Below are 26,828 nucleotides of genomic sequence, written 5' to 3' on the forward strand. Positions count from 1 at the left end.
GGCAAAACGGTTGCTTTGCCCGCGGCGGTCTCTTTAACCTCGGGACAACGACGGCAGGCGCCCCTGATTCTCCGGTGGATGAAGTCCTTGCGGTGCGCATCTCCGTCCCGGACGGACTTGCGCAGGCGCCGCAGCCGGGCAATGACGAGTGAACCTGAGCCCCGGTGACATGCGCCGCCGGCGGAAGGTGGTAGGGACCTGATCTTTCGTGCTGTTCGATGACCCAGACCTGAAGGAAACGATAGCCAGCGTCCTGGTGCCCGTGGCCGTGCCGAAGGCCTATACCTACAAGGTGCCGCCGGGCCAGACCGTGGTTCCCGGAACGATCGTCAAGGTGCCGCTCGGTCCGCGTGAGGTCATCGGCGCTGTCTGGGACATCGAACCGGACGCGGCCATCAACCCGAAAAAGCTCAAATATATCTCCCGCGTCTATGACACGACGCCACCGCTCGACAAGGATCTGCGCCGCTTCGTCGACTGGGTCGCCAACTGGACCCTCGGCGCGCCGGGCATGGTGCTGCGCATGGTGCTCAGATCCGAGGAGGCGCTGGAGCCGGAACCCCCGGTTCCGGGCGTGCGCCGGGTGGAGGGCGCCGAACCGGACCGCTCCACCGCCGCGCGCAGACGTGTGCTGGCAACCATGGAGGACGGCTTCGCCTGGACCAGAAGCGGTCTCGCCCATGCTGCCGGCGTGTCGGCGTCGGTGATTGACGGCCTTCTTCATCAGAATGTCCTGGAACCCGTCCTGCTGCCGGCAGCTCCCCCGCCGCCGAAACCGCAGCTCGACTATGCCCGCAAGGAGCTGACGCCTGCGCAGGAGGCGGCGGTGGAAGGGCTTGTGAAGTCTTTCGACACGGCCTCCGGCAGCGTTTGCCTGGTCGATGGCGTGACGGGCTCCGGCAAGACCGAAGTGTATTTCGAGGCCATTGCCGAGGCTCTCAGGCGCGGCAGGCAGGCTCTCGTTCTGCTTCCGGAAATTTCCCTGACAGAACAGTTCCTGCGCCGCTTCGAACAGCGATTCGGAGTCTACCCCGCCGAGTGGCATTCGGAGATCACGGTGAAGAACCGGGCGCGGATCTGGCGGGGCGTTGCTTCCGGCGATGTGCGTGTCGTGATCGGGGCGCGGTCCGCGCTGTTCCTGCCCTACAGGGAACTCGGACTGATCATCGTCGACGAGGAGCATGACTCCGCCTTCAAGCAGGATGACCGGGTGCCCTACAGCGCCCGGGACATGGCGGTGGTGCGCGGTCATCTGTCGAAATTCCCCGTGGTGCTGGCCTCCGCGACGCCCTCCGTGGAGAGCCGGGTGAATGCGGAACTCGGCCGCTACGAGCTTTTTGAATTGCCCGAGCGCGCTTCGGGGGCCGAATTGCCGAAGCTGGACGCCATCGACATGCGGGTGGACGGTCCCGAGCGGGGGCGCTGGCTGGCGCCGCGCCTTGTTCATGCGGTCAAGGACACATTTGCCGCGGGCGGCCAGTCGCTTCTGTTCCTGAACCGGCGCGGATACGCCCCGCTGACCCTGTGCCGCACCTGCGGTCACCGCTTCCAATGCCCCCATTGCAGCGCCTGGCTGGTGGAGCATCGCTTCCAGAAGAAACTCGTCTGCCACCATTGCGGCCACTTCGAGAAGACGCCCGAGCAATGCCCGTCCTGTCACGGCACGGATACCCTGGTGGCCTGCGGTCCGGGGGTGGAGCGAATCGCGGAAGAGGTCTCCGACCTGTTCCCCCAGGCGCGCACGCTTATCCTGTCGTCGGACCTGCCGGGCGGTCCCGAGCGGCTGAAACGGGAAATGAAGATTGTCGAGGAGGGGGGCGCTGACATTGTCATCGGGACCCAGCTTGTCGCCAAGGGGCACAATTTCCCCAAGCTGAAACTGGTCGGCGTCATCGATGCGGATCTCGGACTGGCCCATGGCGACCCGCGTGCGGCGGAAAAGACCTTTCAGCTTCTGGCCCAGGTAACCGGCCGCGCCGGACGGGTGTCCGGCGGCGGGGTGGGGCTTCTGCAGACCTATTGTGCCGAACATCCCGTCATCCGTGCGCTGCTGTCCGGAGACAAGGCCGCTTTCTACAAGGCGGAAGTCGATGCCCGGCGGGCCGCGGGCCTGCCGCCTTTCGGACGCCTGGCCGCGGTCGTCGTGTCCGGTCCCGACCGGACATTCGCCGAAGGCTATGCCCGTGCACTGGCAAGGGCCGCCCCGGACGATCAGGCGGTCACCCTGCTGGGACCGGCCGAGGCTGCCCTTGCCATGGTGCGCGGCAGATACCGTTTCCGGCTCCTGGCGATGGCGCCGCGGCAGTTCGACCTGCAGTCCTATCTGCGCAACTGGCTGGCGTGCGGCCCGAAACCGGTCCGGGGATTGCGGGTCCAGGTGGATATCGACCCGCAGAACTTTCTTTGAGGGCTGCGGCCCCGCGGACGGCGGCGGTTGTCCGGGACCGGAACTAAAGGTTTATGACTCCCGGTAGGTCTTGATCCGCAAGGGTTTTTGGGAACGTGGAGCAAAAAACTCCGATGAATCCGCAACAGAGGTCATTTGGCGAAGTTGCACACGGGGAAACCCTGTGCTAATTGAGGCGCGGCTTTGGGGGAACGGTTTATCCGTCATACCTTCCGACCTGTAAATCATTCGTTTTTTCAATGCTTTGCGAACGTTGACCGTTTTGCGGGCATGAAAGAAGTCAGAGAGCACGGACCTGGTGACTGACAACCTATCTCTCGTATCCGGCGTGGCGCAGCGTTATGCTTCCGCCCTTCTTGACCTCGCAGAGGGCGAAGGCCTGACGGCTGACGTGCTGCGGGACCTGACGGCTTTCGAAGGCATGCTTGCCGAAAGCGGGGATCTGGTCCGTCTGGTGAAGAGTCCGGCATTCAGTGCGGACGAGCAGCTTGCAGCGCTCACCGCCCTGCTCGACAAGGCGGGTATTTCCGGTCTTGCGGCGAATTTCGTGAAGCTGGTCGCCCGCAATCGGCGCCTCTTCGTTCTCCCCGACATGATCACGGCGTTCCGTGCCCAGCTTGCTGAAAGGCGGGGCGAGGCAACGGCTGAGGTGGTATCCGCCAACGCGCTTTCCGACGACCATGTCGCTGCCCTCAAGGAAGCCCTTTCCGCTTCCACGGGCAAATCCGTAAACATCGCAGCGAAAGTTGATCCTGCCCTGATCGGTGGCCTCGTGGTCATGATCGGTTCCCGCATGATCGATACCTCCCTGCGTACCAAGCTCAATTCACTCAAGTTCGCGATGAAAGAGGTCGGCTGATGGATATTCGGGCCGCGGAAATTTCCGCAATCCTCAAGGACCAGATCAAGAGCTTTGGCCAGGAAGCCGAAGTTAGCGAGGTCGGTCAGGTGCTCTCCGTCGGTGACGGTATCGCCCGTGTTTATGGTCTGGACAAGGTCCAGGCCGGTGAAATGGTCGAGTTTCCCGGTGGCATCAAGGGCATGGCCATGAACCTGGAAACCGACAACGTCGGTGTCGTTATTTTCGGCTCCGACCGTACCATCAAGGAAGGCGACACCGTCAAGCGGACCGGCGCCATCGTTGAGGTGCCGGTCGGCAAGGGGTTGCTCGGCCGTGTTGTCGATCCGCTCGGCAATCCGATCGACGGCAAGGGCCCGATCGATGCGACGGAAAAGCGCCGCGTTGACGTGAAGGCGCCGGGCATCCTGCCGCGCAAGTCCGTGCACGAGCCGATGTCGACAGGCCTCAAGGCGGTCGATGCGCTGATCCCGGTTGGCCGCGGCCAGCGCGAGCTGGTCATCGGCGACCGCCAGACCGGCAAGACCGCGATCCTTCTGGATACCTTCCTGAACCAGAAATCGCTGCATGCCGGCGATGACGAGAACGCCAAGCTCTATTGCATCTATGTTGCGATCGGTCAGAAGCGCTCCACCGTCGCCCAGTTCGTGAAGACCCTGGAAGATTCCGGCGCTCTGGAATATTCCATCATCGTGGCCGCAACCGCGTCCGACGCCGCTCCGATGCAGTATCTGGCACCCTTCGCCGGCTGCGCCATGGGCGAGTTCTTCCGCGACAACTCCATGCACGCCGTGATCGGTTACGACGATCTGACCAAACAGGCCGTGGCCTATCGTCAGATGTCCCTGCTTCTGCGCCGTCCGCCGGGACGTGAAGCTTTCCCGGGTGACGTCTTCTACCTGCACTCCCGTCTGCTGGAACGTGCGGCGAAGCTCAACGAAGACAACGGCAGCGGTTCCCTGACCGCCCTTCCGGTCATCGAGACCCAGGGCAACGACGTGTCCGCGTTCATTCCGACCAACGTGATCTCGATCACCGACGGTCAGATCTTCCTGGAAACGGACCTGTTCTATCAGGGTATCCGTCCGGCCGTGAACGTCGGTCTGTCGGTGTCCCGTGTCGGGTCTTCCGCACAGATCAAGGCGATGAAACAGGTTGCCGGCCCGATCAAGGGTGAACTGGCGCAGTACCGCGAAATGGCGGCCTTTGCACAGTTCGGCTCCGATCTCGATGCCACCACCCAGCGCCTGCTGAACCGTGGTGCCCGCCTGACCGAACTCCTGAAGCAGCCGCAGTTCTCGCCGCTGAAGACGGAAGAGCAGGTCGCGGTGATCTATGCCGGCGTGAACGGTTACCTGGACGCGCATCCGGTCGACCGGGTGCAGGACTTCGAGGAAGGCCTGCTGCTGTTCCTGCGTGGAGAGCACAAGGAACTGCTCGACGCCATCTGGGAAAAGAAGGCGCTCGATGACGAACTGACCGGCAAGCTGAAAGCGGCTGTCGACAAGTTCGCCAAGAACTTCGCCTAAGGACCACACGCCGGGATAAGGAGCAGGGGCGGCCATGCCGAGCCTGAAGGACTTACGAAACCGCATCGCTTCCGTGAAGGCGACGCAGAAGATCACCAAGGCCATGCAGATGGTGGCCGCGGCGAAACTGCGTCGTGCCCAGGAAGCCGCGGAGGCCGCGCGCCCTTATGCGGAACGCATGGAGGCGGTGCTGGCCAACCTCGCGGTCGCATTCGAGGGGCGTGATGACGCTCCGAAGCTGATGTCCGGCACGGGCAATGACCAGGTACATCTCCTGGTCGTGGCCACTGCCGAACGCGGTCTGTGCGGCGGCTTCAACTCCAACATCGCCAAGCTGGCACGCGACCGGGCACGCAGTCTGATTGCGCAAGGCAAGACGGTCAAGATCATCTGTGTCGGCAAGAAGGGTTACGACGCCCTGAAACGCGAACTCGGCCAGTATGTGATCAAGACGATCGATCTGCGCAGCGTCAAGAATGTCGCTTTCTCCAATGCGGATGACATCGGTCGTGAAGTGCTTGCCATGTATGCAAATGGCGAGTTTGACGTCTGCACGCTGTATTATTCGACCTTCAAGTCGGTGATCGCGCAGGAGCCGACCGCGCAGCAGCTTATTCCGGCTCAGTTTGATGCGGGAAAAGCCGAGACGGTCGATGGCCCCAGCGCGGTCTACGAATACGAACCTGACGAGGCCGAGATCCTTGAGGATCTGCTGCCCCGTAACATTTCCGTCCAGGTTTTCCGGGCTCTTCTGGAAAATGCGGCATCTGAGCAGGGCGCACGCATGTCCGCAATGGACAACGCGACGCGCAACGCTGGCGAAATGATCGACAAGCTGACGATCACCTACAACCGCCAGCGTCAGGCACAGATCACGACGGAACTGATTGAAATTATCTCGGGCGCTGAAGCGCTCTAACCGGATCGAGACGAGGATTAGGGATATGGCTGACAAAACGGTCGGACGGATCACCCAGGTCATCGGCGCCGTTGTCGACGTCAAGTTCGATGACCACCTGCCGCTGATCCTGAACGCTCTTGAAGTAGACAACCAGGGCAACCGCCTTGTGCTTGAGGTCGCTCAGCACCTTGGTGAAAACACGGTTCGCACCATCGCGATGGACTCCACCGAGGGTCTTGTCCGCGGTCAGGACGTGGTTGACACCGGCGGCCCGATCGCAGTGCCGGTCGGGGACGGAACCCTGGGCCGCATCATGAACGTGATCGGCGAGCCGGTGGATGAAGCCGGTGACATCGCTTTCGAGGAACGGCGCGGCATCCACCAGGAAGCTCCGGAGTTCATCGAGCAGTCCACCGAGGCGGAAATCCTCGTGACGGGCATCAAGGTCGTCGACCTGCTGGCCCCTTACGCGAAGGGCGGCAAGATCGGTCTGTTCGGCGGTGCCGGTGTTGGCAAGACCGTTCTGATCATGGAACTGATCAACAACGTCGCCAAGGCGCATGGCGGTTACTCCGTCTTCGCCGGTGTCGGCGAGCGGACCCGTGAAGGCAACGACCTTTACTGGGAAATGATCGAATCCGGCGTGAACAAGGAAGGCGGCGGAGAAGGCTCCAAGGCGGCGCTTGTCTACGGCCAGATGAACGAGCCTCCCGGAGCCCGTGCCCGCGTTGCCCTGACCGGTCTGACCGTTGCGGAGCACTTCCGTGACAAGGGCCAGGACGTTCTGTTCTTCGTCGACAACATTTTCCGCTTCACGCAGGCCGGCTCCGAAGTGTCCGCACTGCTCGGCCGTATTCCTTCCGCTGTGGGATATCAGCCGACGCTTGCCACCGACATGGGGTCGATGCAGGAACGCATCACCACCACCAACAAGGGCTCGATCACGTCCGTGCAGGCCGTCTACGTGCCTGCCGATGACTTGACCGACCCGGCGCCGGCATCGACCTTTGCCCACCTGGACGCAACGACGGTTCTGAACCGCTCGATCGCAGAAAAGGGCATCTATCCGGCCGTGGATCCGCTGGACTCCACCTCGCGCATGCTGGATGCACGCATCATCGGCGAAGAACACTACAACACGGCACGTGCCGTGCAGGTGACCCTGCAGCGCTACAAGGCCCTGCAGGACATCATCGCCATCCTGGGCATGGATGAACTGTCCGAAGAAGACAAACTGGCCGTGGCCCGTGCCCGCAAGATCGAGCGCTTCCTGTCGCAGCCGTTCTTCGTGGCCGAGGTCTTCACCGGCTCCCCGGGCAAGCTTGTTGCCCTGGAAGACACCATCAAGGGCTTCAAGGGCCTGGTCGACGGTGATTACGACCATCTGCCGGAAGCGGCTTTCTACATGGTCGGCTCCATCGAGGAGGCGATCGAGAAAGCCCAGCGTCTGGCCGCGGAAGCCGCCTAAGGTTCTGGAATTGACCGGACGCCCCAGCGGGCGTCCGGTCTGCCTCATGCTGGATGGCAAGACCATCCGAAACAGATCAGATTGATCGATCTGAAGATGCTAGGGCGTCCTGTTGCGTTTCCGACAACGCAGGATGCTCCAGACTGACAAGGAAAACGCCAAATGGCTGAACTTTTCCAGTTTGAGTTGGTCTCGCCGGAGCGCCAGCTCCTGTCCGCGCATGTCGCCGAGGTTGTCGTTCCCGGGGTCGAGGGTGAGTTCGGCGTTCTGAAGGACCACTCTCCGCTTGTCTCCACCATCAATCCGGGCATTCTGAAGGTCCGTAACGATGACGGCGGCTGGGTCGAATACTTCGTTCGCGGCGGTTTCGCGGAAATTTCGTCCGGCGTTCTGTCCGTTCTGGCCGAGCAGGCCGTCCCGGTGACGGAGATCAGCGCCGAGCAGCTCGACCTGGCGATCCGCAACGCGGAAGAAGACCTGGCCGACGCCAAGGATGACAATGCCAAACAGAAGGCTGAAATGACCCTGTCCCAGCTCAGGGACGTGGCAGAGGCCCTGAAATCGGCCTGAGGATTTCAGCTTCCTCGTTGAAATGACGAAACGCGGCTCGGCAACGGGCCGCGTTTCTGTTTGAGCCGGGCCGATCGGTCTTCAGGGGCAGGCCGGACAATGCCTGGGGACTTCATTGCACCACTCGCCCACTCAAACCCGGAGCCTACGCGATGCACTTGCCGCGAGACCAGACAGGCATCGGACGGGTCAATATCTACCTTGCTGCTATCCCGTGGCCCGGCGCGCGGCCAGTTCCTCGAAGAAACGGAAGCCGTTCCGGCCGTTCTTCTTGACGGCATAAAGCGCGATATCGGCCCGCTTGAAAGCCGTCCCCGCATCGGGGGTGTCGCTGTTGATCGCCGCAATGCCAATGCTTATGCCCACGGAAACATATTGTTTCTGCACCAGGAACGGCGAGCGGAGATTGTCCACGATTCGGCCGGCGATTTCCGAAGTATGGAAATCGGTGGGGCCGGTGCCGCCGAGAATGATCGCGAACTCGTCTCCTCCGAGACGGGCGACGAGATCGGTCGAGCGAACACAATCCTGCAGACGCTTTGATACGAGTTTGAGCAATTCGTCACCCGCATCGTGACCGTAGGTGTCATTGATCGGCTTGAACCTGTCCAGATCGAGCAGCAAAAGATTGCCCCGCTTGTCCTGGGATGCGGCGGTTTCAAGGGCCTCTTCCAGTTTCAGATTGAACTGTGTCCGGTTTGCAAGGCCTGTCAGAGGGTCGTGATGCGCGGCGTGAGCGATCTTTTGCGCGGCCCGCTCGGTCTGCGTTATGTCTTCATGGGTCCCGATCCAGCCGCCTTCCGGCAAGGGCGCCTGAACGGAGCTGATGATCTTGCCGTTCGGATGCGTGAACTTGGAGCGCACCACCTCTCCGGCCTTCAGGCGGGAGAACAGGTCCATCACATGATCCTGCACATTGCCGGAAAACTCGCCCCGCTGTACTTCGGCTTTCAGCAGCTCCGTCAGGCTGACACCGGCGTAGACCTCGTCCGCGGGCTTGCTGAAAATGTCGATATATTGTCTGTTCCAGAGGGTCAGATGCCCGCGCGCATTGAAGACGCTGACCCCCTGCCGCATGTTGGCCAGGATGACCTCGAGTTCTTCCATCCGGTGCCGGGCGAGCCGTTCGTTTTCCGCAAGCTTTTCTTCCATGCGCTTGCGGTCGGTCACATCGAAAAAGTTGTAGATCCCGCCGCCGTCCGGAAGCATCGTGCTGCGAACTTCGAGGAAGCGTCCGCTCATCGTCCGCCGTTCGTCGTTGATCGTCTGAGGTTCGCACATGAGCCGGTATCGTTCCTGGGCGATGTCTTCCGGAACGCCCGGCCCCAGGTCGCCTCTGGCCGCGCTGAACCTGAGATAGTCCAGAAGATGCAGTTTCTGGTCGATCATGTCCTGCGGGTAGTTCAGGAGAGTCTGGTATTCGGCGTTGGAGGACGCCAGCCTGTGGTTTTCGTCGTAATGGGCAAATCCGCCGGGGAAATTGTCGAAAATGATCTGCAGTGTTTCTGATTGCTGCGTGGTTTCCGTGACATCCGCCAGCGAAACGACGATATCGTCCAGCCCGTATTCCTGCAGGGGATCGATCGGTTGGGCATTCAGGCGCAGCAATGTGCGATGGGTGCTGTCGGGAAGCTGCAGACCGACGATGACATCCGTGATGAGGTCGGGGTCTTTCGCCGCGAGCATCAATGGGTCGGAAAGATCCCCGGAAAGGGGAGGGCTGAGCTTGAACTCCAGTCCCAGGTCGCAGACGCTTCTGCCGGCCAGATCCGTTCCCGCAAAGCCCAGCTGTTGCTGGGCAGCGGAATTGGCCGAGCGGATTCTTCCGGAAGGGGTCAGGAGCAGGATCCCTTCGGTCAATGCTTCGAGCGTGGTCCTCTGAACGGCCTCGGAATGCCTGATGTCCTGCTCGGACAGCTTTCTTTGGGTGATGTCCTGAAAGGCCCCGATGATACGAACAACAGAGCCGTTGGCGGTAATCGGTCGACCGACTGCCCGAACCCAGATCTGGTTCCCCTTCGCCGTAATGAGGGGCATTTCGAGGTCCCATCCGACATTGTTCTCGACGGCGCCCTGGACGGCCTTGCCCAATTTATCCCGGGTCTCGGGCGGGTAGAAATCGAGGGCCGCCTCGATCCTGGGTTCGAAGTCCGGTCCGACCTCATGAATTTCCCGGGTCTTTTCCGTCCAGGTCAGGGTGTTGGTCGCCACATCGACTTCCCAGCCCCCGACGCCCGAGAGATTGGCGATTTCCTCGATAAGCTCGCCTTCCCGTATCGCGATACAGTGTGCGGCTTCGGCCTCGAGAAGACTTTTCTGCGAGACAATCTCCGCCCGGTGCGCCTTGAACAGGCCTTCGACGACGGTGCCCAGGCGACGGAGCTGCTTCAGCTGGTTGTCAGTGGGGGTCTGGGGCTTCAGGCCTATGACACAGAGGGTTCCGAGCCGGTTTCGGCCATCGATGGACAGGGGGCAGCCTGCATAGAAGCGGACATGCGGTTCCCCGGTGATCATCGGGTTGTCCCTGAAGCGTTCGTCCTCGAGCGTGTCGGGAACGACGAGCAGCTCGTCGGTAAGGATCGTATGCTGGCAGATGGAAATCTCGCGGCCGGTTTCATCGATATCCAGACCGCAGCGGGCCTTGAACCACTGTCCCTTCTCTGAAATGAGGGAGATGAAGGCGATCTTGCAGTCGAAAATCTCGGCAACCGTATCGACGACCGCATCATATTCAGGAAGACGCTCGGAATGCAGGATTCGCAGCGAATGCAGAGCCGCAACGCGCTCTTCTTCGTTATGATCGCGCACGATCTGCATCAGGCACAAAATCTCCAAAAATACGTACGGAAATACGTCAATATGAACTTAAAAAGTTATTAGGAAATGTGCAACAAAGTATTAAAGCTTAACCACATGAGGTTGAATCCGTGGATAATTTGACACTTATAAGTTAATTGTCATTTTTTACTATGTAGGCATTTATTGCAATATGAAATAAAATTGTTTTTCCGAAAAGCAGGAAGAATGTATGCGTTCAGGTGGTGCGAAATTTTATTCTAACTTAGCGGAAGTTTTTGCTGTTCCGGGAGTCCGGTCAACAAAAAACCCGGTCTGATGACCGGGTTCAAGTCTCGCGGACATGCCGCGATAATTCTGCCTTATGTCAAGCAGATGTAAGGCTCAGGCTGCGCGGCGGAACGAAAGGCTCATGCCGCCACCGGAGCGGCTGCGGCGACGCTCTTCCGGCGGAATATACACAATGGCGCTGTGTTCGGTGCAATAGGAGACACCAGCCTCAACGCGCGTCGAGCACGGGAAAATGTAGTTGCCAGCATCACCTTCCGCCCATTTGCAGCACCCCGGACGCGGGAGAGACATGTCAGCCATTTCGTATTTCCTTTGTTCTTCTACCAAGCAGCAAAAACGCTCGAGCATCCCCGTGAGAGGATCCGAACAGCTTTTGACGGGAATCGGATGTAATCGGCGCTCGGGACGTCATCCGTTGTCCACCCGTGAGGGTGCTCTTCAGCAAGCGCAAAGCTTACATAAGCGGCACGTCACAAAAATGCAATAGAATAGCTGGAATTTCCGGCCTGCGTTCCGTGCATACCGGGTTAACGAATACTGACCGGATCACCCGGTTTGCGGCGGTAACCTGCCGCCTGCTCTGTGCAGGGCTTCCGGTGTATCGAGGTCGAGTCTCGCGGCCTCGCCGATTTCAACTTCCCTGACAAAATCCGGATTGTCGGCGATGATGTGCCGGGCGCCGATATCTCCGCTCAGGGATTTCAGCGCATCGAAAAAGCGGCTGTCCCACAGAACCGGATTGCCGCGCTTGCCGCCGGCCGTCGCCGTGACAATCAGGCCGGTGTCGTTTTCCCGGTAGGTCGCGACAAGTCTTTGCAGGATCCGGGAGTCGATCCGGGGCATGTCCCCGAGCAGTATGATTACCGCGTCGGTGTCGGGGGAAAGTGCGTTCATGCCGGTCCGGATCGAGGCGGCCATCCCGTCGGCGAAATCCGGATTGTGCACGACCTCAAGCGCCAGACCGGATACTGTGGCGCTGACCGCATCCGCAAGATGTCCCGTGACCAGGACGACCTGGGACAGATGCGCACCGGTGGCGGCTTCCGCAGCGTGGCGCACAAGCGTTTTGCCTTCAAGTTCGGCGAGAAGCTTGTTCGGCCCGCCCATTCGGGAGGACTTGCCTGCCGCCAGAACAATGGCCGCGATCTTCGATTTCCGGCTCTTGCTTGCGGCTTCGCGCGGCTGCGGCCGGCTGGCGATTTCCATCAACAGGCCTCCGACGCCCAGTGCGGTAATGTCGTCCGGTTCGACCTCGATCCCGGCAAGAAGCCGGTCGAGAACCCAGTCGAATCCGTTTTCCTTGGGGCTGCGGGCACAGCCGGGCGCACCGAGCACCGGCAGGCCATCCAGCATCGCGAGCATCAGGAGGTTGCCCGGATCGACCGGCATACCCAGATGGCGCACCTGCCCGCCCGCGCGGTCCACGGCTGCTGGCAGGACATCGTGACGATCTACGATGGCCGACGCGCCGAACAGGATCAGGAAATCGGCGCCCGCGCGCACCAGTTCGTTCATGGCTTCGGCGACCGCTTCCTGCGTATGCGGAACGCGCTTTTCCGCGATGACGCTGCTGCCGCTGGGCCGCAAGCGGTCTTCCAGCACCCGGCGCGTCTTGTCCAGGGTGGAGGGTTTCAGATGCGGCAGTTCGGTTGCGACCAGCCCCACCTTGCGCGGTGTGAAGGCGGCCACGCGCACGGCGCCGCGAAGGGCCGCTTCGGCTCTTTCCACCAGGGGCCCGGCCAGGGCGAAGGAGATGATCTTTGCCGTGGCTACCATGCGTCCGGCAACCACCCGGCTGTGGTTTGCCAGTGTGGCGAAGGTGATTGCCGGATCGATCCGGTTGGCGGCGGTTATCGCCTCGGGGTCGACCACGAGCACCCCGCTTGCCGCCGCATAAAGGTTCATCCGTCCCGTGAAGGCGGTATCTTCCTCCAGTCCCGGCCCCTTGGCGGCCAGGGCGAGCCGCCGCGCCGCGTCGTCCTCCCCGATGTCGCCGGGGTCAAGGGACGCCACCACGACCTGTGCCTGTCCGGATGCGGCCAGATCGGCGCAATCGGTTTCGGAAAGGACATGGCCTTTCTTGAGGGTTCTGTCCGCCAGTCTCGTCTTGTGCGCAAGAATGCAGCCGGCGGCCTCCCGGGGCGGACGGGGCCCGAATTTCATGCCTTGGCCTCCGGGCCCTTGCGCAAGGCCCGAATGATGGAGCCGAGCACCGCCACCGCGATTTCCTGCGGTGACGCCGAACCGATGTCGAGACCGATCGGGGCGTCGATCCGCTCGAAAAGCGCCGGATCGAGACCGGCGGCCTCGAAGCGCTCGAGCCGCTTGCCATGGGTCTTGCGGCTGCCGAGCGCCCCCACGTAGAAGCACCCGGTTCTGAGCGCTTCCATCAGCGGGAAATCGTCGATTTTCGGATCGTGGGTGACGGCGGCAACGGCCGTATAGGCATCAAGCGGGGTCTGCCGGAGAACGTCCTCCGGCCACTCGCCCTTCAGGGCACTGCCCGGAAACCGTTCCGCCGTTGCAAAGGCCGTGCGCGGATCGATCACTGTCACATCCAGCCCGGCGATCTCCGCCATGGGAACGAGTGCCTGGCTGATATGCACCGCGCCTATGATCACCAGCCGGGGGGCGGGCACGGATACGGTCAGAAAGTCTTCGCCGCTATCCGTTCGCACCGTGCCGGATTTTCCGGAGCGGAAACGCCCGCGCAATTCATCCGCCAGCGGATCGGGGGAAAGGTCGTCTTCCGCGCGCACCAGTCTCTGGCGGCCGTCCTGAAGGCTGGTCACGAGGATGGCGGCGCGCCGGGCCGAACGCAGTCTGTTGAGCTCGGTAAGAAGTGTCAGATCCATGGGTCAGGCCCTGTCCGTTGCCAGTTTCACGCCGAGGCCGCACAGCAGCGAACCGCCCAGCCAACGGGTCAGATCCTGGTATCTGGCGTTCCCGGTCAGACGTCTTTTCACTTCCGAGGCGAACAGTACCGTCATGAGGTCGGCCGAGGTGAAGGAGAAATTGACGAACGTCCCCAGAAGCAGGAATTGCATCCAGATCGGCAGACCCGCGTCCGGGCTGACGAATTGCGGCAGGAAGGCGATGAAAAAAATCGCCACCTTCGGATTGAGGACTTCGACCAGAACGCTGTCGGCAAATGCCCTCCGGGCCGACTTGCGCGGCAGTTCCGGCAACGGGCCTGCGGCAACCCGGGTGCGGATCATCTGGATTCCAAGGAAGACCAGATAGAGGCCGCCGGCCAGTTTCAGGGCGAAATATAGCGCCGGCACCACGGAGAAGATCGTCGACAGCCCGAAGGCGGCGGCAATCACATGGACATAGCAGCCGACATGAATGCCGGCGGCGGCCATGAACCCCGCCCGCTTGCCGCGGGCAATTGTCTGGGCGGCGGTGTAGAGCAGCGCCGGGCCCGGCATATAGGCGAACAGCAATGTCGCGGCAAGAAAGGCGAGAAGTGTTTCGGTTGTCATGACTGGCGGTCCGGGATCAGCTGACGGGTTCGACATAAACGCGGATGCGGCCGCCGCAGGAAAGACCGACCTGCCACGCGGTTTCGTCCGCCACGCCGAATTCCAGCGTCGTGGGCTTTCCGGTGTCTATCACGTCGAGCGCTTCGGAGACCACGGCACCTTCCACGCAGCCGCCGGAAACGGAGCCTTCGAAATTGCCGTCGGAATCAATCACCAGATGGGAGCCGACCGGGCGCGGCGCGGACCCCCAGGTCTCGATCACCGTTGCCAGCGCCACGGAGCGGCCCGCCCCGCGCCAGGCTTCCGCCGTCTTGAGTACATCTGCTAGGGGAGAGGTATCGGTGGCAGGCATGTTCATTGTCCCTTCAACGTCGGCCCCCAATATAGACTTTTCCCGTTCCGATGAAATACCGGCAGGCAGTGAATGTGACCTGTCTTGCCGGGGCGTGTTGCGGAATCTGCTCCGGCAGTGAGCGCGCGCAAAAAAACGGCGCCTGCGATGCAGGCGCCGTCCGGGTTGGCAGGGTTCGTTCCGGACCCCTTATTCGGCTGCGAGCCTCAGGGCCGGAGCGGCGTTCAGGACCGCGCCGTCCACATGAGCCTCGAAGGCTTCGAAGTTGCTGACGAACATCTGTACCAGTTTCGCTGCCTGTGCGTCGTAGGCGTCCTTGTCGCTCCAGGTTTCCCGCGGGGTGAGGATCCTGTCCTCGACCCCTTCCACGGAGACCGGAACGTCGAAGCCGAAATTCGCGTCGGTGCGGAATTCCGCCTCCTTGAGGCTGCCGGACAGGGCCGCCTGCAGCAGGGTGCGGGTGGCCTTGATCGGCATGCGCTGTCCGGTGCCGTAGGCCCCGCCCGTCCAGCCGGTATTGACCAGCCAGCAGTCCACATTGTGACGGGCGATCAGGTCCTTCAGGAGGTTGCCGTATACGGACGGATGCCGTGGCAGGAACGGTGCGCCGAAGCAGGTGGAGAAGGTCGCCTGCGGTTCGGTGACGCCTTTTTCCGTGCCGGCCACCTTGGCCGTGTAACCGGACAGGAAGTGATACATGGCCTGCGCCGGAGTCAGGCGGGCGATCGGCGGCATCACGCCGAAGGCATCGGCCGTCAGCATGATGACGGTTTTCGGCATCGGTGCGCGGCCCGTGGGGCTGGCATTGGAAATGAAGTGGATCGGATAGGCGGCCCGGGTGTTTTCGGTCTTCGAACCATCGTCGAAATCGGGAACCCGGTTCTCGTCCAGCACCACATTTTCAAGCACCGTGCCGAAGCGCTGCGTCGTGGAGTAGATCTCCGGCTCGGCCTCGGCCGACAGTTTGATGGTCTTTGCGTAGCAGCCGCCTTCGAAATTGAAGACACCGCTTTCGCCCCATCCGTGTTCGTCATCGCCGATCAGGGTGCGGCCCGGATCGGCCGAAAGGGTCGTCTTTCCCGTGCCGGACAGGCCGAAGAAAATCGCCGTGTCGCCGTCGTCACCCACATTGGCGGAGCAATGCATGGGCATCACGCCCTTGGCCGGCAGCAGGTGGTTGAGCATGGTGAAAACGGATTTCTTCATTTCACCGGCATAGGAGCTGCCGCCGATCAGGATGATCTTGCGGGTCAGGTCACAGGCAATGACCGTTTCTGTCCGGCAGCCGTGGCGGTCGGGGACGCCCTTGAAGCTGGGCAGGTCGATGATGGTCATTTCCGGAACGAATGCGGCCAGATCGGTGGTTTCAGGCCGCAGCAGCAGGTTGCGGATGAACAGCGAATGCCAGGCATATTCGGTATAGACCCGGACGGGCAGCCGGTGGGTCGCGTCGGCACCGCCGTAAAGATCCTGCGCGAACAGCTCGCGGCCTTGCGCATGATCGAGAAAATCGGCCAGCAGCAGATCGAACTGCTCCCGGGTCATCTGCCCGTTGTTGTCCCACCAGACCGTATCCCGGGTTTCGTCGTCGAGGACGATGAACTTGTCCTTCGGGGAGCGGCCGGTATGAACACCGGTTTCGGCGACGAGGGCGCCTGCGGCCGTGATCTGGGCTTCGCCGCGGGAAATCGAATATTCGTAGAGCGCAGGCGCATGCTGATTCCAGTACAGCGCCTTCAGGCCCTTGAAGCCGAAGGTTTCGCAGCCAATGGAGGGGTTCCTGACACCAGTTTCTTGCATTGTTCCCGCAGTCCTCGTGATTTGGGCATGTCGCCACCGGAAAAAGGCAAGAAATGCGAAAGTCAATTCGCGCCAGATCCGGCTGTAGGGGTTGCGACCCTAGTGGAACGGCCTGGGGGCAGCAAGACATACGAAGGTGCTACGTCGTTGTTTAATCGATTGAAATATCACCTCAAGTGCCGGTTGTTTAATTCGGATGGCGAACTAAATATCGAAACCTTCAAAATGTTCGGTTCCACGCAGGAATTCGAAAGAGAGTGCGTCCGGAGCGCAAGGCGGCCATGGCCCCCGGCATGTCTCCGGTCACCGGGACCCCGGATCCTGCACGGGCCGGCAGCCTGTCGAAGGCGGCGTTTTTGATCCGTGCGCACAGAAACGCTCTGCGGTGAATTGCCGGGCAGGCGGGGTCCCCGACCGCTTTCGGTTTTCCACCGGTCACTTGAATTTCCCGCCAACGATCCCCACCATGCAGGCAGTGGAATCGCCATTCCCGAACCGGAGCGCCGGAAATGGCGGTATGCCTTAATTTATGCGCATTTAGCAGGCCAAAGGCTCTATGTTACAGTGAAGCCGATGCGTGCCATCGGTGCGTTGCCGGAAATGGAAAAATAAAGCATGCCGACAATTGCCCTGGTCGATGACGACCGCAACATCCTGACTTCGGTCTCTATCGCTTTGGAAGCGGAAGGATATCGCGTCCAGACCTATACGGACGGCACCTCGGCCCTCGACGGGCTGCAGAGCGATCCTCCGGAACTTGCGATTTTCGATATCAAGATGCCGCGTATGGACGGCATGGAACTGCTGCGCCGCCTGCGTCAGAACTCGGATCTGCCGGTGATCTTCCTGACTTCGAAAGATGACGAGATCGACGAACTTTTCGGCCTCAAGATGGGCGCCGACGATTTCATCCGCAAGCCTTTCTCCCAGCGGCTTCTGGTCGAGCGGGTCCGGGCGGTCCTGCGCCGGGCGCAGCCCCGGGACGCCTCGGCGCCGCGCGACGATGCGGACAAGCTTCTGGAGCGCGGCCAGCTGGTAATGGATCAGGAACGCCACACCTGCACCTGGAACAACAAGCCGGTGACGCTGACCGTGACCGAGTTCCTGATTCTCTCCGCCCTCGCGCAGCGTCCGGGGGTCGTGAAGAGCCGGAACGCCCTGATGGATGCGGCCTATGACGACCAGGTCTATGTGGACGACCGGACCATCGACAGCCACATCAAGCGCCTGCGCAAGAAGTTCAAGGTTGTTGACGACGACTTCGACATGATCGAAACCCTCTATGGTGTGGGCTACCGCTTCCGGGAAGCCTGAAACGACAATAGTAGGGTGCATTCCGATCGGACTGAGGCATTTGATGAGGGGAAACCGGCCCACCGGCACAGTGGCGCCGCTTGCCCTCGTGGTGGGGTAGATGGCGGTTGAAAGCGAGAGCGCCGAGGCAGTTGCCGCCTCCGAATCCGCGAACGGTTCGGAACGCTCCCGCTTGCGCCGCCTCGGCAACAAGCGCATCCGCCGCCGGCTTCTGAACCAGTTCGGACGGATCTTCGGCACCTATGTCCTGTCCTCCCTGACCCGGCGGATCATTGCCATCAACCTCGTGGGCCTGCTCGCCCTGGTGATCGGCATCCTTTACCTGAACCAGTTCCGCGCCGGCCTGATCGATGCCCGGGTGCAGAGCCTTCTGACCCAGGGCGAGATCATCGCCGGAGCGATTGCCGCATCCGCGACGGTGGACACCGGAACGATCACGGTCGACCCGGAGCGCCTGCTCCAGCTGCAGGCGGGCGAAAGCATCACTCCCACGGGCGATGATCTGGACAGCCTCGATTTCCCCATCAATCCGGAACGGGTCGGTCCGGTTCTGCGGCGGCTGATCTCGCCGACCAAGACGCGCGCGCGGATCTACGATCCCGAGGGCATATTGATCCTCGATTCCCGGCACCTTTATTCCAGTGCCCAGATCCTGCGGTTCGATCTGCCGCCGCCCAATGCGGTGGAGGAGGATTTCTGGGATGCGATCTGGCAATGGACCAAACGCTGGCTGCGGCAGGGCGACCTGCCGCTTTATCAGGAAGCAGGCGGCGGCGACGGCCGGGTCTACCCGGAAGTCGAGGCGGCGCTCGCCGGATCGCCGGCCAGCGTCACCAGGATCTCGCCGCGCGGCGAACTGATCGTGTCGGTCGCCGTGCCGATCCAGAGGTTCCGGGCGGTGCTCGGCTCCCTGCTTCTGTCGACCCAGGGTGGTGATATCGACGCCATCGTGCGCGCCGAACGCATCGCGATCATCCGGGTGTTCCTGTTTGCCGCCACGGTGACCATCCTCCTGTCGATCCTGCTTGCCGGCACCATCGCCGGCCCCGTCCGGCGTCTTGCCGCCGCCGCAGACCGGGTCCGGCGCGGGTCGACCTCGCGCGAGGAAATTCCGGATTTCTCCGACCGACAGGACGAGATCGGGCACCTGGCCAGGTCCTTCCGCGAGATGACCCACGCGCTTTACAACAAGATCGACGCGATCGAACGGTTCGCGGCGGATGTCGCCCATGAGCTGAAAAATCCGCTGACCTCCCTGCGCAGCGCGGTGGAAACCCTGCCGCTGGCGAAGTCGCAGGAGTCGAAGGACCGGCTGATGGAGGTTATCCAGCACGATGTCCGCCGCCTCGACCGGTTGATCAGCGACATTTCCGATGCCTCGCGTCTCGATGCGGAACTGGCGCGCATCCAGGCCGAACCCCTCGATCTGGCCGAGTTCCTGCGCAACATGGTGGCCGCCGCCAACCAGAGGTCGGGAACCGAGGAAGCCAATATCAAGCTGACCGTGGCCGATGCCCCCGGACCCAGACCCTATCTGGTGCAGGGACACGATATCCGTCTCGGTCAGGTGATCAGCAATCTGTTCGACAACGCCCGCTCCTTCTCGTCGCCCGACGGAACCGTCCGGGTGGATCTTTCCCGCGAGGGCCGGCAGATCAAGATCACCGTCGATGATGACGGTCCCGGTATCCGCGCGGAAAACACGGAGCGCATCTTCGAGCGGTTCTATACCGACCGGCCCGACGGCGAGGGCTTCGGCAACAATTCCGGTCTCGGCCTGTCGATCTCCAGGCAGATCATCGAGGCGCACGGCGGAACGATTACCGCCACCAACCGTCTCGAACCCGATGACGGCAACGAACGCAAGATCGCCGGTGCCAGGTTCACCATTCACCTGCCGGCCGGAAGCGGAAAGTGACCGGACAGAGCATCCATGCGAACTGCGTGATTGTCGGGACCTGCGGCGTGCTGATCCGCGGGGAGGCGGGCAGCGGCAAATCCCTGCTGTCGGAAACCCTGATCGAAGCGGCGCGGGCAAGAGGTCACTTCGCGGCCCTTGTGGCCGATGACCGGGTTCTGCTGGAGGCGGACGACGGCCGGCTTCTGGCGCGGGCTCCCGAAACCATCCAGGGGCGGATCGAGGTTCGGGGATTTGCCCTGGAAGACATCACGTATGAACCGGTGGCCCGCATTCGTCTGGTCATCGATCTGAAGCCGCTGGAGACCCTGGAGCGCCTGCCCGACATGGCGATTGACCAGGACTGGCTCGCGGGGATCTTCCTGCCGGCGATCGCCTGCCCGTCACATCGCCCTGCCATCGCTCTGCGTCAGCTTCGCTGGGCCATGCGCAGGCTTCTTTCCGGCGGCCCGGACTATATTTAGAGGCGCTCGGGACTTTTTTGCTTGCAACTGGCGATACGGTTGAAGAGAGTGCTCCTGACTGTTGAACGCCCGGCTCCGTGAAGAGCCAACCGCACCCCGTGATCAGGCCGAAAGACGTATGATTGGACTAGTACTTGTTACCCACGGACGCCTCGCCGAAGAATTCAAGGCGGCGCTGGAGCATGTTGTGGGTCCGCAAGAGCAGGTCGAAACCATTTCCATCGGACCCGATGATGACATGGAACAGCGTCGGCAGGATATTCTGGTGGCCGTCGAGGCGGCCAATACTGGCAAGGGCGTGGTGCTGCTGACCGACATGTTCGGTGGCACGCCGTCCAATCTTGCGATTTCCGTGATGGACGGCAAATCCGTGGAAGTGGTGGCCGGTGTCAATCTGCCCATGTTGATCAAGCTCGCCAGCGTGCGCGCCGACCGCGAACTGGCGGATGCGGTGGATGAGGCCCGTCAGGCCGGGCAGAAGTATATTTCTGTCGCAAGTCAGGTGCTGTCGGGGCAAAACTGATCATCAACATGACAACTGCAAATCTGCTGGAAAGAGATCTGACGATTGTCAACCGGCGCGGGCTTCACGCCCGGGCCTCCGCCAGACTTGTAAAACTCGTCGAGACTTTCGATGCCGAGGTTCATGTCTCCAAGGATGGTCAGACGGTTGGCGGAACATCGATCATGGGTCTGATGATGCTTGCCGCCAGTCCGGGCTGCTGCATCCGGGTCTGCGTGGGCGGAACGGACGCCGAAGCGGCGATGAGTGCGATTTCAGAATTGGTTGAAAGCGGATTCGGCGAGACGGACTGAGCTCGGCGGCGGTGACCGATGCGCCCCGGGGCCTCCCGGTGTTCAACACGGTTGCATGAATTTCAGGAGCGAGCATGGCGAACGGTTCGGCCGGGACGACCCGGAAGGTTCTTGCCCATATCCACGAGGTCCTCGGTGTGGATTTCGCCTTTGAACTGGCGGACGGCACGCTGATCCCCCCGGGCGCTGCGCCCGGCGGCCTGCGCCTCTTCGTGTCCGACGCCGCCTTGCCGCGGCTCCTGCGCGCGCCCGGCCTGAAGACCGTCATTGATCTTTACGCCGCCGGTGACATCGATCCGCGCGGCGGCACCATCTTCGATTTCGCCGACCGGCGCCCCGCGGTGAAGGGCCGGGCGCTTTTGCGGAAGCTCGACAAACGCCTGCTGCTCGGTGCGGCCTGGAAGCTTTTCTTCGCGTCGCGCGGCACGAAAGCGGCCGCTGGCAATGCGGACAGCAAGACCTCCGCTGCGGGGGCCGGCAGCGGCAAGGCGGATATCGCCTTTCACTATGACGTTTCCAACAGTTTCTACCGGCTCTTTCTCGATCCGGAGATGCTTTACACCTGCGCCTATTTCCGCGACTGGGAAAACGATCTGGCGACGGCGCAGCGCGACAAGCTGGAGATGATCTGCCGCAAACTCAGGCTGAAACCCGGCGACCGGCTCCTGGATATCGGTTGCGGCTGGGGCGGTCTTATCTGTTATGCGGCGGAACACTACGGTGTGACGGCGCTCGGCGTGACGCTTGCGGAGGAACAGGCAAAACTGGCCCGCGAGCGGATCCGGGAGCGGGGTCTGGAAGACAGGGTGCGCGTGGAGCTGAAGGACTACCGGGAACTGGACGGCCAGTTCGACAAGATTTCCTCGATCGGCATGTTCGAACATGTCGGCCTCGACAATCACGACGGCTATTTCCGCGATGTCCGACGCCTCCTGAAGCCGCGCGGGCTCTATCTGCATCATGCGATCACCCGGCGCGGCAAGAAGGACTTCTCGAAATTCCGCCGCAAGAGACCGGAGTACCGGACCCTGGTGCGCTACATCTTTCCCGGCGGGGAGGTGGACCACATCGGCTGGACGCTGACCAATCTCGAGGCGCATGGCTTCGAGGTGCATGATACCGAGGCCTGGCGGGAGCATTACGCCCGCACCACCCGTCTGTGGGCGGAAAACCTCATGGCGGCGAAAGAGGCTGCCATCGCCGAAGTCGGCGAGCGCAAGTACCGTCTCTGGCTTGCCTATCTGTGCGGCGTGTCGCTCGGGTTTCGGCGCGGCACGATCGGCATCTTCCAGACGGTCGCCTCCCGGCGCACCAAGGGGCCGTCCGGCCTGCCGCCCACGCGGGAAGATCTGTACCGGCCGTGACAGCGCCGGTCTTGTGAAACGAACCCGCCTCCCATCGCGAAACAGGCTAATTCCTCTGTTGAGATGCGGCGGGGCCTGACGGTAGCGCCACGTGGCTGCGCCGCTCTTCACGGGGGCTGGGCAAAGACGTCCGGATTCGCGGCCTCAAGCAGATATAAAGAATTCTTTATATCTTTATTGCGATATGTGGCGGCGGGCGTTATAACCCCTGCCAATGGTTTCCGGACGATGCCGGAGACCGGCAGACAGCGACCGGCTTGCCTCCATCGGCTTTCTTTCCGTCAGGAGGAGCGGTTGTCTTCAAAAGGCCAGGCACTTGGAGCCGGCTGCAAAAAAGCAGGACACTTTCATGACCGACTACATTGTCAAGGATATCGGGCTCGCCAACTGGGGCCGCACCGAAATCGAGATCGCGGAATACGAAATGCCGGGCCTGATGGCCTGCCGCGCCGAGTTTGGTGAATCCAAGCCGCTCAAGGGTGCCCGTATCGCAGGTTCCCTGCATATGACCATTCAGACCGCCGTGCTGATCGAAACCCTGGTTGCGCTGGGGGCGGAAGTGCGCTGGGCGTCGTGCAACATCTTCTCCACCCAGGACCAGGCCGCTGCCGCGATCGCCGACGCGGGCATTCCGGTCTTCGCCATCAAGGGCGAAACCCTGGAAGAATACTGGGCGTATGCCGACAAGATCTTCGATTTCCCCGACGGGGCGAACATGATCCTCGATGATGGTGGCGACGCCACCCTCTATATTCTCATCGGCGCGCGGGTCGAGGCCGGCGAGACGGATCTCATCGAGAACCCGACCTCTGAAGAAGAGGAATATCTTTTCGCCCAGATCAAGAAGCGCATGGCGTCCAGCGCCGGCTGGTTCACCCGCCAGCGCGACCTGATCCAGGGTGTTTCGGAAGAAACCACCACCGGTGTCATGCGTCTTTATGAAATGCAGAAGAAAGGCCTGTTGCCGTTCCCTGCGATCAACGTCAACGACAGCGTCACCAAGTCCAAGTTCGACAACCGCTACGGCTGCCGTGAATCCCTGGTCGACGGCATCCGTCGCGGCACGGATGTGATGATGTCCGGCAAGGTTGCCGTGGTTTGCGGCTACGGCGATGTGGGCAAGGGGTCCGCCCAGTCTCTGGCCGGCGCCGGCGCCCGCGTGATCGTCACCGAGATCGATCCGATCTGCGCCCTCCAGGCATCCATGGACGGTTTCGAGGTCAAGACCATCGAACAGGCCCTGCCGGAAGGCGACATCTATGTGACCGCCACGGGCAACAAGGACATCATCACCCTTGAGCACATGCGCGGCATGAAGGACATGGCGATCGTCTGTAACATCGGCCATTTCGACAATGAGATCCAGGTCGCGGCGCTGAAGAACTACAAGTGGCGGCCGGTCAAGGATCAGGTCGACCTGATCGAATTCCCGGACGGCAAGCGCATGATTCTTCTGTCCCAGGGGCGTCTGGTGAACCTCGGCAACGCCACCGGTCATCCCAGCTTCGTCATGTCGGCCAGCTTCACCAACCAGGTGCTGGCGCAGATCGAACTCTTCTCGAAGGGCGATCAGTACAAGAACGAAGTCTATGTGCTGCCGAAGCACCTGGATGAGAAGGTCGCGCGCCTTCATCTGGAAAAGCTCGGCGTCACGTTAACCGAACTGACGGACGAACAATCTCAATATCTGGGGATTAACAAGACCGGCCCGTTCAAGGCAGAACACTACAAATACTGATTCAGTAATGACGGCACACCAGATGTAGTCGTCGCATCGATTCGGTACTGTGAACAAAAAAATGCAGGACCCTTCAATTTGAAGGGTCCTGTTAACTTTTCGGAAACGGACTCTTCTGCGTGATTCTCAAAAAGGTTATGGTTTAAGCGAATCAAGGGCCAGGAGGCAGATGTCTTTGATTTGCTCCCATAAACTGGGAGCTGTGCCCGCAAAGGCGGGACATGGCGGCATAAGGGGATCACAGAATGCCGAAAGGCAGCAGGGACGGCGTGCGATCGGGCACGACGTGGCGAGATTGGAGTCTGAGCAGGGTCAAGGTCGGCGGCGCCGCAATGGCGTGCTTCGGACTGTCTTCCGGTCCGGCGGCTGCCGATATGCTCGCGGACGCCGTGGCGGCGATAAATCCTGATAGCATGATTCTTTTTGGTGCGCTCGGCGGAATGTGTGTCTTCGCCGTGACCGCCGCGACGGCCCTCGTGCGTCATCGCAAGAATTCCGCGATCCTGCTCGAAGCGCTGGAAAAGGAAAAAGGCGACCTGAAATTCCGGGTGGACCGCCTGGAAGCCATGCTCAATACGGACGAGCAGCGCGTGATCGTGTGGACTGGCAACGGTGCCATGCCGCAGATCTGGGGCATCCTGCCGGAAAAATCCGGGGTTCCACGCCCGCCCGCACAACTCCTCGCCTTCGGTAGCTGGCTGACAGCCAAATGTGCCGACGATCTGGAACGTCATCTGGACATGCTGTTCCGCACCGGCGAAGCCTTCACCGCCACCTTGAAAACCCGCACCGGCAGTTATGTCGAGGCGCTTGGCCGCACGACCGGCGGTGCCGTCGTCCTGCGCCTGCGCGACCTGACCGGCGAACGGCAGATGCAGGCCGAACTCTCGGCGCGCAACGCCAAGATCTCCGGTGAACTGCACATGCTGCATGCGCTTCTGGATGCCATGCCGGCACCCGCCTGGCAGCGGGATGCGGAAGGCGCCCTGATCTGGGCGAACGAAGCCTATGCCGAAGCCGTGGAAATGCCGGATGCGTCAACCGCGGTGAAGCAGGGAGCCACCTTCCTGGACGCGGCGGCCCGCACGGCGATGGCCGTTCAGCGGACGGAAGACGGCTGCTTCAACGCCCGCATTCCGATCGTCGCCTCCGGCGAGCGCCGGGTGTTCGAGGTGACCGATGTCAACGCGAATGTCGGCGGAGCCGGCATTGCCGTCGATATCAGTGAGCTGGAACAGGCGCGCAAGGAACTCGGCCGCGCGGAGGAATTCCACGGCCGCACCCTGGATCAGCTCGCCGCCGCTGTCGCCATCTACGGCAACGACCGCAAGCTGCAGTTCTACAACGCCGCCTTCCGCCAGCTCTGGGACCTCGATCCGGCATTTCTGGAAGGCAATCCGGAAGATGGGGCCGTCCTCGACGCTCTGCGCGCCGCGCGCAAGATCCCGGAACAGGCGGACTACCGCGTCTGGCGCAACAAGATGCTGGAGAGCTACCAGTCCCTGGAAGCCCGGGAAAGCTGGTGGCATCTGCCGGACGGCCGCACACTACGTGTCATCGCCAACCCGCATCCGCAGGGCGGCGTCACCTATATCTATGAGAATGTCACCGAGCAGCTCGATCTGGAAAGCCGTTACAACGCGCTGACCCGCGTGCAGGGAGAAACCCTCGACAATCTGTCCGAAGCCGTCGCCGTGTTCGGCTCCGATGGTCGCCTGCGCCTGTGGAACCCTGCGTTCGGCCGTATCTGGAACCTGGAAGAAGACCAGCTCTCGGAATTGCCGCATGTCAAGGAAGTGGTCTCCGCCTGCACCCTGAACGCGACCGAGGAAGCCGCCTGGGAACAGCTTGCCGGCAATGTCACCGGTCTTCTCGACAACCGCACCCAGAAGGTCAGCCGTCTGGAGCGTCACAATGGCGACGTGCTCGACTACGCCACCGTACCGCTGCCCGACGGTGGCACGCTGGTGACCTTCGTCGATGTCACCGACAGCGTGAATGTGGAGCGGGCGCTGCTGGAAAAGAACGAGGCCCTGCAACAGGCCGACCAGATCAAGAACGCCTTCATCCAGCACGTGTCCTACGAATTGCGCTCGCCGCTGACCAACATCATCGGCTTCGCCCAGCTTCTGGCCGATCCCAAGTTCGGCGACCTGTCCGAGAAGCAGGGGGAATACGCCGAATATATCCAGTCCTCGTCCTCCGCCCTGCTGGCCATCATCAACGACATTCTGGACCTTGCGACCCTCGATGCGGGCATCATGGAGCTCGACCTTGGCGAGGTCGACGTGGCTTCGACCGTCTCGGCGGCCGTCGAGGGTCTGAAGGACCGGATCGCGGAAGCCCGCATCAACCTGCGCACCCATGTTCCGGAAGATATCGGCATGATGGTCGCCGACGAAAAGCGTCTGCGCCAGGTGCTGTTCAACCTGATTTCCAACGCGGTGCGCTATTCGGAAGCCGATGGCGTCGTCGATATCAGCTGCAGCCGGGGAGACGACTCGGTGACCTTCATCGTCAAGGATCACGGCTATGGCATCCCCGCCGAAATCCTGACCCAGGTCTTCAACCGCTTCGTGGGCCACGACACCGGCGCCCGGCGGCAGGGAGCCGGCCTCGGTCTTGCGATCGTCAAGAGCTTCGTGGAACTGCACGGCGGCACCGTCGACATCGAGTCCGCGGAAGGCAAGGGCACCACGGTTTCCTGCGTTTTCCCCGCACGGCCCGAACTGTCGGATCAGGCCGCCGCCGAATAG

The 26,828-nt window shown here is 61.8% G+C and carries 20 protein-coding genes; 14 read left to right on the forward strand and 6 right to left on the reverse strand.

Going from position 1 to position 26,828, the window contains the following annotated elements:
* The first annotated feature begins 208 nt into the window (after positions 1–208).
* The 6 genes from DCO57_RS12620 (at position 209) to DCO57_RS12645 (ending at position 7,734) form a co-directional block, all read left to right on the forward strand.
* The gene (locus DCO57_RS12620; RefSeq protein WP_116699260.1) at positions 209–2,407 is read left to right on the forward strand and encodes a primosomal protein N'; all 2,199 of its coding nucleotides are present in this window, start codon (positions 209–211) and stop codon (positions 2,405–2,407) included.
* A gap of 298 nt (positions 2,408–2,705) precedes the next feature.
* The gene (locus DCO57_RS12625) at positions 2,706–3,266 is read left to right on the forward strand and encodes a F0F1 ATP synthase subunit delta (RefSeq protein ID WP_116699261.1); all 561 of its coding nucleotides are present in this window, start codon (positions 2,706–2,708) and stop codon (positions 3,264–3,266) included.
* Positions 3,266–4,795: a F0F1 ATP synthase subunit alpha gene (gene atpA, locus DCO57_RS12630; protein ID WP_116699262.1), complete on the forward strand. Its 1,530-nt coding sequence runs from the start codon at positions 3,266–3,268 to the stop codon at positions 4,793–4,795. Before DCO57_RS12625 ends, atpA begins: the two co-directional genes overlap by 1 nt.
* A gap of 34 nt (positions 4,796–4,829) precedes the next feature.
* Entirely contained in the window at positions 4,830–5,714 is an 885-nt protein-coding gene (locus DCO57_RS12635) for a F0F1 ATP synthase subunit gamma (RefSeq protein ID WP_116699263.1), read from the forward strand.
* Positions 5,715–5,730: 16 nt separating this feature from the next.
* Positions 5,731–7,164 (forward strand): F0F1 ATP synthase subunit beta, encoded by a 1,434-nt coding sequence (atpD, locus tag DCO57_RS12640; protein WP_208977933.1) that lies wholly within the window; start codon positions 5,731–5,733, stop codon positions 7,162–7,164.
* 162 nt (positions 7,165–7,326) lie between these two features.
* On the forward strand, positions 7,327–7,734 hold the full coding sequence (locus DCO57_RS12645; RefSeq protein WP_116699265.1) for a F0F1 ATP synthase subunit epsilon: 408 nt from the start codon (positions 7,327–7,329) through the stop codon (positions 7,732–7,734).
* Positions 7,735–7,941: 207 nt separating this feature from the next.
* Here the strand turns inward: DCO57_RS12645 and DCO57_RS12650 are convergent, their stop codons facing one another.
* The 6 genes from DCO57_RS12650 to DCO57_RS12680 all read right to left on the reverse strand — a co-directional run bounded on the left by DCO57_RS12650 (position 7,942) and on the right by DCO57_RS12680 (position 16,458).
* Complete coding sequence (locus DCO57_RS12650; RefSeq protein WP_116699266.1) at positions 7,942–10,551, reverse strand: PAS-domain containing protein; 2,610 nt, start codon at positions 10,549–10,551, stop codon at positions 7,942–7,944.
* A gap of 816 nt (positions 10,552–11,367) precedes the next feature.
* Entirely contained in the window at positions 11,368–12,984 is a 1,617-nt protein-coding gene (locus DCO57_RS12660) for a molybdopterin-binding/glycosyltransferase family 2 protein (protein WP_116699267.1), read from the reverse strand.
* Positions 12,981–13,676, reverse strand: a complete 696-nt coding sequence (locus tag DCO57_RS12665) for an XdhC family protein (RefSeq protein ID WP_116699268.1) — start codon at positions 13,674–13,676, stop codon at positions 12,981–12,983. Before DCO57_RS12665 ends, DCO57_RS12660 begins: the two co-directional genes overlap by 4 nt.
* A 3-nt stretch (positions 13,677–13,679) precedes the next feature.
* Positions 13,680–14,306 carry a LysE family translocator gene (locus DCO57_RS12670; protein ID WP_116699269.1) on the reverse strand — a complete coding sequence of 209 codons (627 nt, stop codon included), beginning with the start codon at positions 14,304–14,306 and terminating at the stop codon, positions 13,680–13,682.
* Between the two features lie 16 nt (positions 14,307–14,322).
* Positions 14,323–14,658 carry an XdhC family protein gene (locus tag DCO57_RS12675; protein ID WP_116699318.1) on the reverse strand — a complete coding sequence of 112 codons (336 nt, stop codon included), beginning with the start codon at positions 14,656–14,658 and terminating at the stop codon, positions 14,323–14,325.
* 189 nt (positions 14,659–14,847) lie between these two features.
* Positions 14,848–16,458 (reverse strand): phosphoenolpyruvate carboxykinase, encoded by a 1,611-nt coding sequence (locus tag DCO57_RS12680; RefSeq protein WP_116699270.1) that lies wholly within the window; start codon positions 16,456–16,458, stop codon positions 14,848–14,850.
* A gap of 615 nt (positions 16,459–17,073) precedes the next feature.
* Here DCO57_RS12680 and DCO57_RS12685 point away from each other — a divergent pair.
* The 8 genes from DCO57_RS12685 to DCO57_RS12720 all read left to right on the forward strand — a co-directional run bounded on the left by DCO57_RS12685 (position 17,074) and on the right by DCO57_RS12720 (position 26,828).
* Positions 17,074–17,772 carry a response regulator transcription factor gene (locus DCO57_RS12685; protein ID WP_116699271.1) on the forward strand — a complete coding sequence of 233 codons (699 nt, stop codon included), beginning with the start codon at positions 17,074–17,076 and terminating at the stop codon, positions 17,770–17,772.
* 100 nt (positions 17,773–17,872) lie between these two features.
* Positions 17,873–19,690, forward strand: a complete 1,818-nt coding sequence (locus DCO57_RS12690) for a sensor histidine kinase (protein ID WP_116699272.1) — start codon at positions 17,873–17,875, stop codon at positions 19,688–19,690.
* Positions 19,687–20,154, forward strand: coding sequence for an HPr kinase/phosphatase C-terminal domain-containing protein (locus DCO57_RS12695; RefSeq protein ID WP_116699273.1), 468 nt, complete (start codon positions 19,687–19,689; stop codon positions 20,152–20,154). The genes DCO57_RS12690 and DCO57_RS12695 overlap by 4 nt, the downstream gene beginning before the upstream one ends.
* Positions 20,155–20,272: 118 nt before the next feature.
* A complete protein-coding gene (locus tag DCO57_RS12700; protein ID WP_116699274.1) occupies positions 20,273–20,677 on the forward strand; it encodes a PTS sugar transporter subunit IIA in 405 nt (134 codons plus the stop codon).
* An 8-nt stretch (positions 20,678–20,685) separates the two neighbouring features.
* Positions 20,686–20,970 (forward strand): HPr family phosphocarrier protein, encoded by a 285-nt coding sequence (locus DCO57_RS12705; RefSeq protein WP_116699275.1) that lies wholly within the window; start codon positions 20,686–20,688, stop codon positions 20,968–20,970.
* A 74-nt stretch (positions 20,971–21,044) separates the two neighbouring features.
* Complete coding sequence (locus tag DCO57_RS12710) at positions 21,045–22,334, forward strand: cyclopropane-fatty-acyl-phospholipid synthase family protein (RefSeq protein WP_116699276.1); 1,290 nt, start codon at positions 21,045–21,047, stop codon at positions 22,332–22,334.
* A 349-nt stretch (positions 22,335–22,683) separates the two neighbouring features.
* A complete protein-coding gene (ahcY, locus tag DCO57_RS12715) occupies positions 22,684–24,072 on the forward strand; it encodes an adenosylhomocysteinase (RefSeq protein WP_116699319.1) in 1,389 nt (462 codons plus the stop codon).
* A 413-nt stretch (positions 24,073–24,485) separates the two neighbouring features.
* On the forward strand, positions 24,486–26,828 hold the full coding sequence (locus tag DCO57_RS12720) for a PAS domain-containing sensor histidine kinase (RefSeq protein WP_244287934.1): 2,343 nt from the start codon (positions 24,486–24,488) through the stop codon (positions 26,826–26,828).

Origin of the sequence: Labrenzia sp. 011 (genome assembly GCF_003075075.1) — a bacterium.
Lineage (GTDB): Bacteria > Pseudomonadota > Alphaproteobacteria > Rhizobiales > Stappiaceae > Roseibium.

Excerpts from the sequence above, each read along its gene's own strand:
- DCO57_RS12685 (WP_116699271.1), top strand. The coding sequence starts at position 17,074 with ATGCCGACAATTGCCCTGGTCGATGACGACCGCAACATCCTGACTTCG.
- DCO57_RS12675 (WP_116699318.1), bottom strand. The coding sequence starts at position 14,658 with ATGCCTGCCACCGATACCTCTCCCCTAGCAGATGTACTCAAGACGGCG.
- DCO57_RS12665 (WP_116699268.1), bottom strand. The coding sequence starts at position 13,676 with ATGGATCTGACACTTCTTACCGAGCTCAACAGACTGCGTTCGGCCCGG.
- DCO57_RS12700 (WP_116699274.1), top strand. The coding sequence starts at position 20,273 with ATGATTGGACTAGTACTTGTTACCCACGGACGCCTCGCCGAAGAATTC.
- DCO57_RS12635 (WP_116699263.1), top strand. The coding sequence starts at position 4,830 with ATGCCGAGCCTGAAGGACTTACGAAACCGCATCGCTTCCGTGAAGGCG.
- DCO57_RS12690 (WP_116699272.1), top strand. The coding sequence starts at position 17,873 with ATGGCGGTTGAAAGCGAGAGCGCCGAGGCAGTTGCCGCCTCCGAATCC.
- ahcY (WP_116699319.1), top strand. The coding sequence starts at position 22,684 with ATGACCGACTACATTGTCAAGGATATCGGGCTCGCCAACTGGGGCCGC.
- DCO57_RS12660 (WP_116699267.1), bottom strand. The coding sequence starts at position 12,984 with ATGAAATTCGGGCCCCGTCCGCCCCGGGAGGCCGCCGGCTGCATTCTT.
- DCO57_RS12710 (WP_116699276.1), top strand. The coding sequence starts at position 21,045 with ATGGCGAACGGTTCGGCCGGGACGACCCGGAAGGTTCTTGCCCATATC.
- DCO57_RS12670 (WP_116699269.1), bottom strand. The coding sequence starts at position 14,306 with ATGACAACCGAAACACTTCTCGCCTTTCTTGCCGCGACATTGCTGTTC.
- DCO57_RS12680 (WP_116699270.1), bottom strand. The coding sequence starts at position 16,458 with ATGCAAGAAACTGGTGTCAGGAACCCCTCCATTGGCTGCGAAACCTTC.
- atpA (WP_116699262.1), top strand. The coding sequence starts at position 3,266 with ATGGATATTCGGGCCGCGGAAATTTCCGCAATCCTCAAGGACCAGATC.
- DCO57_RS12645 (WP_116699265.1), top strand. The coding sequence starts at position 7,327 with ATGGCTGAACTTTTCCAGTTTGAGTTGGTCTCGCCGGAGCGCCAGCTC.
- DCO57_RS12650 (WP_116699266.1), bottom strand. The coding sequence starts at position 10,551 with ATGCAGATCGTGCGCGATCATAACGAAGAAGAGCGCGTTGCGGCTCTG.
- DCO57_RS12720 (WP_244287934.1), top strand. The coding sequence starts at position 24,486 with ATGATTCTTTTTGGTGCGCTCGGCGGAATGTGTGTCTTCGCCGTGACC.
- DCO57_RS12705 (WP_116699275.1), top strand. The coding sequence starts at position 20,686 with ATGACAACTGCAAATCTGCTGGAAAGAGATCTGACGATTGTCAACCGG.